The sequence below is a fragment of the Pseudomonas sp. SID14000 genome, assembly GCF_002165135.1.
GTDB lineage: Bacteria > Pseudomonadota > Gammaproteobacteria > Pseudomonadales > Pseudomonadaceae > Aquipseudomonas.
Genome location: NZ_NFZQ01000013.1, coordinates 143,309 through 151,829 on the forward strand (window position 1 = coordinate 143,309; position 8,521 = coordinate 151,829).

General features: G+C 61.7%; 11 protein-coding genes. 3 read left to right on the top strand and 8 right to left on the bottom strand.

The features are described from left to right. Position 1: 1 nt before the first annotated feature. From CAY82_RS20165 to CAY82_RS20180, 4 genes are all read right to left on the bottom strand, one after another. Positions 2-346: a YciI family protein gene (locus CAY82_RS20165; protein WP_087502769.1), complete on the bottom strand. Its 345-nt coding sequence runs from the start codon at positions 344-346 to the stop codon at positions 2-4. Positions 347-389: 43 nt separating this feature from the next. Continuing rightward, positions 390-815 carry a nuclear transport factor 2 family protein gene (locus CAY82_RS20170; RefSeq protein WP_087502770.1) on the bottom strand — a complete coding sequence of 142 codons (426 nt, stop codon included), beginning with the start codon at positions 813-815 and terminating at the stop codon, positions 390-392. 157 nt (positions 816-972) lie between these two features. Continuing rightward, the gene (locus CAY82_RS20175; RefSeq protein WP_015271315.1) at positions 973-1,305 is read right to left on the bottom strand and encodes a type II toxin-antitoxin system HicB family antitoxin; all 333 of its coding nucleotides are present in this window, start codon (positions 1,303-1,305) and stop codon (positions 973-975) included. 229 nt (positions 1,306-1,534) lie between these two features. Next, positions 1,535-1,792, bottom strand: coding sequence for a DUF2790 domain-containing protein (locus CAY82_RS20180; protein ID WP_003254632.1), 258 nt, complete (start codon positions 1,790-1,792; stop codon positions 1,535-1,537). A gap of 353 nt (positions 1,793-2,145) precedes the next feature. On the opposite strand from CAY82_RS20180, the gene CAY82_RS20185 reads away from it, so the two are divergent. Further along, positions 2,146-2,514 (top strand): GNAT family N-acetyltransferase, encoded by a 369-nt coding sequence (locus CAY82_RS20185; RefSeq protein ID WP_087502771.1) that lies wholly within the window; start codon positions 2,146-2,148, stop codon positions 2,512-2,514. Here the strand turns inward: CAY82_RS20185 and def are convergent. Together def and CAY82_RS20195 are read right to left on the bottom strand one after the other, a co-directional pair. Beyond that, the gene (gene def, locus CAY82_RS20190) at positions 2,469-3,005 is read right to left on the bottom strand and encodes a peptide deformylase (RefSeq protein ID WP_087502772.1); all 537 of its coding nucleotides are present in this window, start codon (positions 3,003-3,005) and stop codon (positions 2,469-2,471) included. The genes CAY82_RS20185 and def overlap by 46 nt on opposite strands. After that, positions 3,002-3,961 carry a YihY/virulence factor BrkB family protein gene (locus tag CAY82_RS20195; RefSeq protein WP_087502773.1) on the bottom strand — a complete coding sequence of 320 codons (960 nt, stop codon included), beginning with the start codon at positions 3,959-3,961 and terminating at the stop codon, positions 3,002-3,004. The genes def and CAY82_RS20195 overlap by 4 nt, the downstream gene beginning before the upstream one ends. 294 nt (positions 3,962-4,255) lie before the next feature. Between CAY82_RS20195 and CAY82_RS20205 the strand changes: the two genes are divergently transcribed. Beyond that, entirely contained in the window at positions 4,256-4,636 is a 381-nt protein-coding gene (locus CAY82_RS20205; RefSeq protein ID WP_013973727.1) for a hypothetical protein, read from the top strand. On the opposite strand, the gene CAY82_RS20210 is transcribed toward CAY82_RS20205, so the two are convergent. Then, complete coding sequence (locus tag CAY82_RS20210) at positions 4,637-5,473, bottom strand: S1 RNA-binding domain-containing protein (RefSeq protein WP_013973728.1); 837 nt, start codon at positions 5,471-5,473, stop codon at positions 4,637-4,639. A 131-nt stretch (positions 5,474-5,604) separates the two neighbouring features. Between CAY82_RS20210 and CAY82_RS20215 the strand changes: the two genes are divergently transcribed. Then, positions 5,605-6,465: a DUF6279 family lipoprotein gene (locus CAY82_RS20215; protein WP_087502775.1), complete on the top strand. Its 861-nt coding sequence runs from the start codon at positions 5,605-5,607 to the stop codon at positions 6,463-6,465. A 126-nt stretch (positions 6,466-6,591) separates the two neighbouring features. Here the strand turns inward: CAY82_RS20215 and aceK are convergent, their stop codons facing one another. Next, positions 6,592-8,307, bottom strand: a complete 1,716-nt coding sequence (gene aceK / locus CAY82_RS20220) for a bifunctional isocitrate dehydrogenase kinase/phosphatase (RefSeq protein ID WP_087502776.1) — start codon at positions 8,305-8,307, stop codon at positions 6,592-6,594. Positions 8,308-8,521 lie beyond the last annotated feature (214 nt).

Sequence of the window (8,521 nt, forward strand, 5' to 3'; positions counted from 1 at the left end):
GTCAGGGTTGCAGTTCGCGCACCGGCCGCACCTCGACACTGCCGACCCGCGCGGCGGGGATGCCCTTGGCGATGTTCAGCGCCTCGTTCAGGTCGCGGGCCTCCACCAGGTAGAAGCCCGCCAGTTGCTCCTTGGTCTCGGCGAACGGGCCGTCGGTCAGGCTCATGTGCCCGTTGCGCACGCGCACTGTGGTAGCGGTCTGCACCGGCTTCAGCGCCTCGGCCGCCAGCATTCGCCCAGAGCTTTGGATGGATTCGGCGTACGCCATGCATTCGGCGTCTTCCGGGCTGTCAGGCAGGCTGTGTAGCAGCCCCTCGTCACAATAGACCAGGCACAGGTATTTCATGGTCACCTCCAGGCATTGGCAAAGTGCATTTGGCGATAACGCTTCAGGGCTTGAGATCGAACAGGGCTTTTTGGGTTTGCATGTCGAACGGCGCCGACCAGTGTTCGTGGATTACCTGCCACTGGCCGCCTTGACGACGATAGCCCACGGTGGCGCGCATGAAGCCGCACTGGCTTTCGTTGTCCGCCGGGCCACAGCGGTTCAGCCAGTGGGCCAGGGCCAGGTCGCCAGCGGCATGCACGGTAAGTTCGGCGAATTCGAAAACCATCGGGCCGGGGCACATGCCCATGCACATTTCCCAGTGCGCCTGGTAGGTTGCCTTACCTTTGAATTGCAGGGCCTGGATGGCATCGAAGGCGACGATGTCGTCGGCATAGGGAGCGATGATGTTGGGGATGTCGCGGTCGCGCACGGCCTGCATCCAGCGCTCGATCAACTGGCGGATCTCGGTTTCGGCTGCGGTGCTCATCGGGGGTTCCTCCGACAGGTCATGGGTGATTGGGCACGGGGTGCAACGTGCTCTCACCTATTGGTCGAACGGGAACCGGAGGAATCGACAGGCAACGGAAACTATTCTGCATGAGTAATTGCAGAATACCCGCGAGAAACAACGAAAGCAGGCTTGTTCAGGCCATTGCGGCTTGTTCGAAGACCTCGTCGGCCCACTGGTTGAGGCTTTTGCCGGCAGCACGGGCAGCAACACTCGCGGCTGCATGAACTTCGGGCCGGATACGCAGCATTACTTTGCCCGAGGCAGGCTTTTCCGGCGCAATGCCCTGCTCTGCACAGTCGGCCAGGTAATCTTCCAGCGCATCGCGAAACGCCTCATGCAGCTCGGGCACCGAGCTTGCGTGAAAACTGATGATGTCACGCATACCAAGCACACGGCCGACGAAGATATCGTCACGCGCGTCGTACTCGATACGGGCGGCGTAGCCTTTGTAGCGCATGCAACTCATATCCTGACTCCTGCCCGCAAGAGGAATTCACGGGCTTCTTCAGCGTTCGGAAAATTGCGTCGAGGATTTTGCGGTATCGAGTGTTCATCGAAAAATGCTATCAAATTAAGATAGCACTTTTTCCTCGATATTCATTCAGGATTTTTCTGTGGCTCGAACTGCAAGACGGTTGATGGCCCCGTCACCAGCAGGCCGGCGAAAGGGCCATCAACACCGGGCAAGCGCCCGCTCAACCCTGCTGGCACCCCTCACCCATGGCCCGGTACTGGATGGTGTGCACCTGGCCTTGATGGTCTTCGTAGGTCATGGTCGCAGGGACCACTTCGCAGACGTTGGGGATGGTCGACAGGTTGATCACCCGCTTGATGTCCAGGTTCATGGAGTAGTCGTACTGCTGGGCTACGGGCTCGCTGGAGACGGGCTTGGCCTCATCGGCGAGGGCGAACGAGGACATACCGACCAATGCAAGAATCAGTAATGGTTTCATGTGAGTTGCCTTTTGAGCATTCAAGCTGATCGATTGACTTCTATTGCCGTAGCCGGCGCGGAGAAGTTGCCATCTACGGTGAAGATGGCACGAAGTACCGATCCCGCTTCGTACTTCCAGTGGGGATGGGTAAAAGTCTACTCCCGGCCTGGAATAGTTGAACCCCGAACTCGGACATTCACCCTTGCCAGATATGCAACAATCTGCGACAAGTTGACCGCAAAACATCGGGCCAGAGCCGCTGGCCGCCTTTCAGGGTAGGACGCGCAATTTCTGAAAATTTGTACTGTTCGCAACTTGCGGCCCCGGAACGCCGTCTGCTGGACCACTTCTACCGTCAACACGGCTCACGCATGCGTGCAGCGGGCGACGCTCAGTTGTGGGTAGCGCGGGGCCCGGGCATCATCGCGGGCTTGAGCCTGAGCCCGGTGGGCGATGGCTTCTGGTTGACCGGGCTGTTCGTCGACCCGCAGCGGCGCAGTCAAGGGGTAGCCGCGCGGTTGGTCGAAGCCGCGCTGGCACAGGCTGGCGGGCCCACCTGGCTGTTCTGCCACCCGGACCTTCTGCCCTTCTACCGGCGCCTGGCCTTCGACATGGCCCGGCAACTGCCGCAAGCCCTGGCTGGCCGCCTGCAGCGCTACCAACGCAGCAAACGCCTGGTGGCACTGCAACGGGGTCAATCGTCGCTGGCGTCGAGCCCGGGGAACAGCACCTCGGTGTAGCCGAACCGGGAAAAGTCCTGGATGCGTGACGGGTACAGCCGACCGATCAGGTGGTCGCATTCATGTTGCACCACCCGCGCATGGAAGCCGTCGGCAAAGCGGTTGATCGGGTTGCCCTGGGGATCGATGCCTTCGTAGCAGATGTGCTTGAATCGCGGCACCACGCCGCGCAGGCCGGGCACCGACAGGCAGCCCTCCCATCCGTCCTCCAGCTCGCTGGACATCGGCGTGATGACCGGGTTGAGCAGGATAGTCTGCGGCACCGGTTCGGCATTCGGGTAACGCTCGCTGCGCTCGAAGCCGAAGATCACCAGTTGCAGGTCGATGCCGATCTGTGGCGCGGCCAGGCCCACTCCACCCGCATGGCGCATGGTTTCGAACATGTCATCGATCAGTTGCTGCAGTTCGGCACTGTCGAGCAAATGTTCGGGCACTGGCGTGGCGATGCGCAGCAGGCGTTCGTCACCCATCTTGAGAATGTCACGGATCATCTGGGGTTCGGCTCGGAAGATTGGTGCTCGCTCGATATCGGGTGTTCGTGGCCCAGCACGGTAATGGTTTCGCGGGGCTTGTGCTCATCGAAGTTCTTTTCGCCAGGGTTCTTGCCCTCGCTCGACATGTGCTCGATCACTGCGTTCATCTCCGCACCCAGCAGCAACACGGCAGCGGAAATATAGAAATACAGCAATAGCACGATGATTGCACCGATACTGCCGTACATGGCGTTGTAGTCGGCAAAGGTTTTCACGTAGTAGGCAAAGCCCAGCGACGCCACGATCCACACCACCACCGCCAACACCGAGCCCGGGGTGATGAAGCGGAACTGTTGCTTCACATCGGGCATCACGTAGTAGATCAGCGCCACCGCCACCATCATCAGGATGATGATCGCCGGCCAGCGCAGGATGGTCCACACCGTGACGATCACCTCTTGCATGCCGACCTGGGCGGCGATCCACTCCATCACCTGTGGCCCCAGCACCATCAGCGCCGCAGCCACCAGCAACATGCCGGCGATGCCCACAGTGTAGATGATCGACAACGGAATGCGCTTCCACACCGGGCGGCCCTCGGGTACATCGTAGGCGGCATTCATCGCGCTCATCATCAGGCGCACACCGGCCGATGCGGTCCACAAGGCAATCACGATACCCACCGACAACAGCCCGCCCTTGGACTGCTGCAATTGATCGATCACCGGGTTCACCTGCTCCAGCGCCTGGGGTGGCAGCACCAGTTCCGATTGCATGCGCAGCCAGGAGAAGAAGTCCGGCAGGTGCAGGAAACCGATCAGGGCGATAAGGAACAGCAGGAACGGGAACAGCGAAAACAGCATCTGGTAAGCCAGCGCGGAGGCGTAGGTCGACATCTCATCGTCGAGGAATTCCTTGACGGTGCGTACCAGCACGCGGTGCAGGGGCAGGCCGCGCAGGTCGGGGAAAATCATAGCGTCTCCTTTCGCCGCTTGATTCGTGAGTACCACGGGTAAGTCTAATAGACCATGCCGTTGCCGTGCTGATCCCGGCCATGCTGCAAGAATTTGCTTACGCCTGTACTGGCCTCTTCGCGGGTAAACCCGCTCCCACAGGTCTTCCACTGCCCTTGAGGCCTGTGGTGTACCTGTGGGAGCGGGTTTACCCGCGAAGAGGCCGCTACAGGCAGAACAGATGGCAAACCTTGCCCCGCTACCCGCCACCCCTCACAATGCAGGCCTTCATAGCGTCAACCCGCAGGAACCTGCATGAAACTCGACAAACCCGCCGCCATCGCCCGGCGCAACGAAGCACTGGCCCGCCCGGTGCTGACCAGCAGCAACACCCTGTTCGCCATCCTCGACCGCAAGCGCAACCTGTGGTGGTTCGAGGTGCCGGTGGCGCTGCTGCGCAAGGGCCAGCCCGACTGGGTCAACCTGCTGCTGCACACCCCGGAAAGCGACGAGCTGCAGCACCTGAAGGTGCCGACCAACTTCCTGCGTGCTCACCAGGAACAAATGGAAGTGCGCAACCCCGGCAAGCGCCGTTCGACTATCAGCCTGGCCCTCAGCGCCGACCGCGACTCGCTGCTGCGCGACACCCGCCCAGGTGGCGAGCAGCTGGACTTCCGTACCTTCGTGCAGGCCTGATCAGGCCTTCTCGATGCGATCGTCATGGATGACGATGCGCCCCTGCTTGAACAACCCGCCAATGGCCTTCTTGAAGTTGCCCTTGCTGACGTTGAACAGCTTGCTGATCAGCGCCGGGTCGCTCTTGTCGCACACCCCCAGCACCCCGCCTTCGGCCTCCAGGCGCGCCATGATCTGCTCCTGCAGGCTGTCGGCCAGGGCAGCGCCCACCGGTTGCAGGCTCAAGGCGATCTTGCCGTCCGCACGCACTTCCTTGATGAAGCCCTTCTCGTGCATGCCCGAGCGCAGGAACTTGAACACCTCGTTCTTGTGGATCAGGCCCCAGTGGCGGTTGTTGATGATCGCCTTGAAGCCCATCGGCGTCTCGCCGGCCACCAGCAGCTCGACCGGCTGGCCCACCTGGTAGTCTGCCGGGGTGCGGTCCAGGTAGCGGTCCAGGCGTGAAGTGGCAGTGATGCGACGGGTGCGCTTGTCGAGGTACACGTGCACCACGCAGTAGTCGCCGATCTTCAGCGGCCGCGCCTCTTCCGAGTACGGCATCAGCAGGTCCTTGGACAGGCCCCAGTCGAGGAAGATGCCGGCACCGTTGATGTCCTTGACCTTGAGGCTGGCAAACTCGCCGACCTGCACCTTGGGCTTTTCGGTGGTGGCGATCAGCTGATCTTCGCTGTCCAGGTAGATGAACACGTTCAGCCAGTCATCCACTTCGGTTTCGGCGTTTTTCGGGATGTAGCGCCCGGGCAGCAGGATCTCGCCGTCGGCGCCGCCGTCCAGGTACAGGCCGAAGTCCACGTGTTTCACGATTTGCAAACTGTTGTAACGCCCAAGCAGAGCCATTTCCGATGTTCCTCAAGACAAGGCGGCTATTCTACACCTGAAGCCAGCGCGCCGCCCGACCGCTGATGCAGGGGAACCGTCAGTCCCCCCCTTGCGTCTACCGTCTGGCCGGTCCCTGCAAGGAACAGCACATGCCGCTACGCCTGTCCAAAGCCCTGCTCATCACCATCGGTTTCGCCCTGGCCCTGGCCGCCTGCAGCCGTATCGACCTGGCCTACCGCAATCTCGACCGCCTGGTGCCGTGGTCGCTGGGCGACTACCTGGCCATGAACCGTGAGCAGAAGGCCATGCTTGACGAACGGCTGCGGGAGCACCTGGCCTGGCATTGCAAGACCCAGCTGCCCGGCTACCTCGACTGGCTGGACCGGGTACGCGGCATGGTCGCCGACGACCAGGTGACCGACCAGGCCCTGCAGCAGCGTACCCGCGAAGCCCGCGAGGCGATTGGCCGGGTGGCTGAGGAAATCACCCCTTCGGCCACTGAGTTGCTGCGTGGCATGAGCGATAGCCAGGTGGCGGAGATGCGCGAGGCGTTCCGCGAGGACATCAGCGAGCGGCAAAAGCAGTATGTAGACACGCCGTTGTCCAGGCAGATCGCCCGCCGTACCGAACGCATGGAGAAACGCCTGACGCCATGGTTTGGCGAGCTGACCCCGGTGCAGAAGCAGCGCATACAGGCCTGGTCCCAGGCACTGGGCGACCAGAACCGAGAATGGATCGCCAACCGCGCGCACTGGCAGCAGCAGTTGTTGCTGGCGATGAACCAGCGCAACGACGCCAGCTTCGAACCGCGCCTGGCGACGTTGTTGCAGCGCAAGGAGAGTTTGTGGACGCCGGAGTACCGGGCGGCGTATCAGAATACCGAGCAGCAGGCGCGCAGCTTGCTGGTGGATCTGGTGCACCAGAGTACCCCGCAGCAACGGCGGTTCCTGCAGGAGCGTTTGGGCAAGGTGCGTACCGATTTCAGTGAATTGAAGTGCTTGAAGGGGTGACGGTGAAAAGCAGGCCTGGCCTTTTCGCGGGTCCCCCCCCCACAGGTACGGCACAGGGCTCGAAACCAGTGGGGGCCCTGTGGGAGCGGGTTTACCCGCGAAATGGCCGGGCCTGATAAAGCATGATCACCGCACCTTGCGCCGATACGGAAACACATCGATCACCTTCCCCTCACGGATCGCTGCCTGCAGCCCCTTCCAGTACTCCGCGTCATACAACTCCCCATGCAAGCGGCTGAACAATCGCCGCTGGCCGATATCGGCAAACAGGAACGGCGGAAACTCCTCGGGGAACACGTCATGCGGCCCGATCGAGTACCAAGGCTCGCCCGACATCTCGTCTTCCGGGTAACGCGGCGGCGGAATATGGCGGAAGTTCACCTCGGTCAGGAAGCTGATCTCGTCATAGTCATAAAACACCACCCGGCCATGGCGAGTAACGCCAAAGTTCTTCAGCAGCATGTCGCCAGGGAAGATATTCGCCGCCGCCAGCTGCTTGATGGCCAGGCCGTAATCCTCCAGCGCCTCCAGCACCTGGCCCTCGCTGGCGTGCTCCAGGTACAGGTTCAGCGGCGTCATGCGCCGCTCGGTCCAGCAGTGGCGGATCAGCACCGTGTCCCCCTCCAGCGCCACGGTCGATGGCGCCACCTCCAGCAGTTCAGCCAGGCACTCCGGCTCGAACTTGCTGCGCGGGAAGCGAAAATCGGCGAACTCCTGGGTATCGGCCATGCGCCCGACGCGGTCGACGCTTTTCACCAGCCGGTACTTGTCGATCACCGTGGCGCGGTCGACCGTCTTCGACGGCGAAAAGCGGTCCTTGATGACCTTGAACACGGTGTTGAAGCCCGGCAGGGTGAACACACTCATGACCATGCCGCGCACCCCAGGCGCCATGACGAAGCGGTCGTCGCTGCTGGCCAGGTGGTTGATCAGCGCCCGGTAGAACTCCGACTTGCCATGCTTGTAGAAACCGATGGAGGTATACAGCTCGGCAATGTGCTTGCCCGGCAAGATGCGTTTGAGGAAGTTGACGAACTCCGCCGGCACCGGCACATCGACCATGAAGTACGAGCGGGTGAAGGAAAAGATGATCGACACCTCGGCCTCGTCGGTGATCAGCGCATCGGCCTCGATACCATGCCCTTCGCGGTGCAGCAGCGGGATTACCAGCGGCCATTGCTCATCGCTGTTGAACAGCCGGCCGACCAGGTATGCACCCTTGTTGCGGTAAAGCACCGGCACAAACAGCTCCACCGCCAGGGTGGGGTCCTTGCATACCCAGTCTGGCAGGCACTCGCGCAGTTGATCCTCCAGGCGCAGCAGGTCGCCCTCCAGGTCGCCGTACGGCACATCGAACGGGTAATCGGTGAACACCGCCCGCAGCAGGCCCTTGAGCCCACCGTCAGGCCGATAGGTACGGGTTTGCGCGGCGCGCTCACGGCTGCGCATGGACGGTCGAGTGGTGTGGATGAACATGCAGCCGTCGCTGATCAGGTCGTGGCTGAACAGGCTGCAGAACAGCGAGTTGTACCAGGTCTCGGACAGTTCGTCGTCCAGCCGTGGGTCGATCAGGTGGATGTAGGCGTTCTTCACCAGTGGCCATTGTTCCACATCCAGCAGCACGTCCTCGGCAAAGCCCTGGTGCAGCCAGCCGTTGACCTCGGCGACCTTCTCTTCATAGAGGTTGATGCGGGCGGCGGCGGCGTGCTGGATGTCCTGCCAGCGCGCCTGCTCGAAGCGTTTGCGGGCACCGAGGGTGATGCGCTGGAAGTGGTCGCGGTAGTCGTCGAAGCCGGCGAGGATCATCCGGGCGATTTCGACAGCGGGCCAGGGCTGGGACATGCGAAGACCTCGGTGCAAGGGTGAGATACAGAGCTTAGTCTGCCTGTCCGGAATACGGCGCCTGTACCGGCCTCTTCGCGGGTAAACTGAACTGGCCTAATGATCCCGGACACCTCTTAAGGGCGATATGATTCGCCCAATCAGGAGGTTCCATGCAAGAACGAAAGACCTACACCCGCGAGTTCAAGCAACGTGCTGCCAGCATGGTTCTTGA

What these genes read in the sequence shown, in the direction of transcription:
- CAY82_RS20165 (WP_087502769.1), bottom strand. Translation starts at nt 346, where the DNA reads ATGAAATACCTGTGCCTGGTCTATTGTGACGAGGGGCTGCTACACAGC.
- CAY82_RS20170 (WP_087502770.1), bottom strand. Translation starts at nt 815, where the DNA reads ATGAGCACCGCAGCCGAAACCGAGATCCGCCAGTTGATCGAGCGCTGG.
- CAY82_RS20175 (WP_015271315.1), bottom strand. Translation starts at nt 1,305, where the DNA reads ATGAGTTGCATGCGCTACAAAGGCTACGCCGCCCGTATCGAGTACGAC.
- CAY82_RS20180 (WP_003254632.1), bottom strand. Translation starts at nt 1,792, where the DNA reads ATGAAACCATTACTGATTCTTGCATTGGTCGGTATGTCCTCGTTCGCC.
- CAY82_RS20185 (WP_087502771.1), top strand. Translation starts at nt 2,146, where the DNA reads ATGCGTGCAGCGGGCGACGCTCAGTTGTGGGTAGCGCGGGGCCCGGGC.
- def (WP_087502772.1), bottom strand. Translation starts at nt 3,005, where the DNA reads ATGATCCGTGACATTCTCAAGATGGGTGACGAACGCCTGCTGCGCATC.
- CAY82_RS20195 (WP_087502773.1), bottom strand. Translation starts at nt 3,961, where the DNA reads ATGATTTTCCCCGACCTGCGCGGCCTGCCCCTGCACCGCGTGCTGGTA.
- CAY82_RS20205 (WP_013973727.1), top strand. Translation starts at nt 4,256, where the DNA reads ATGAAACTCGACAAACCCGCCGCCATCGCCCGGCGCAACGAAGCACTG.
- CAY82_RS20210 (WP_013973728.1), bottom strand. Translation starts at nt 5,473, where the DNA reads ATGGCTCTGCTTGGGCGTTACAACAGTTTGCAAATCGTGAAACACGTG.
- CAY82_RS20215 (WP_087502775.1), top strand. Translation starts at nt 5,605, where the DNA reads ATGCCGCTACGCCTGTCCAAAGCCCTGCTCATCACCATCGGTTTCGCC.
- aceK (WP_087502776.1), bottom strand. Translation starts at nt 8,307, where the DNA reads ATGTCCCAGCCCTGGCCCGCTGTCGAAATCGCCCGGATGATCCTCGCC.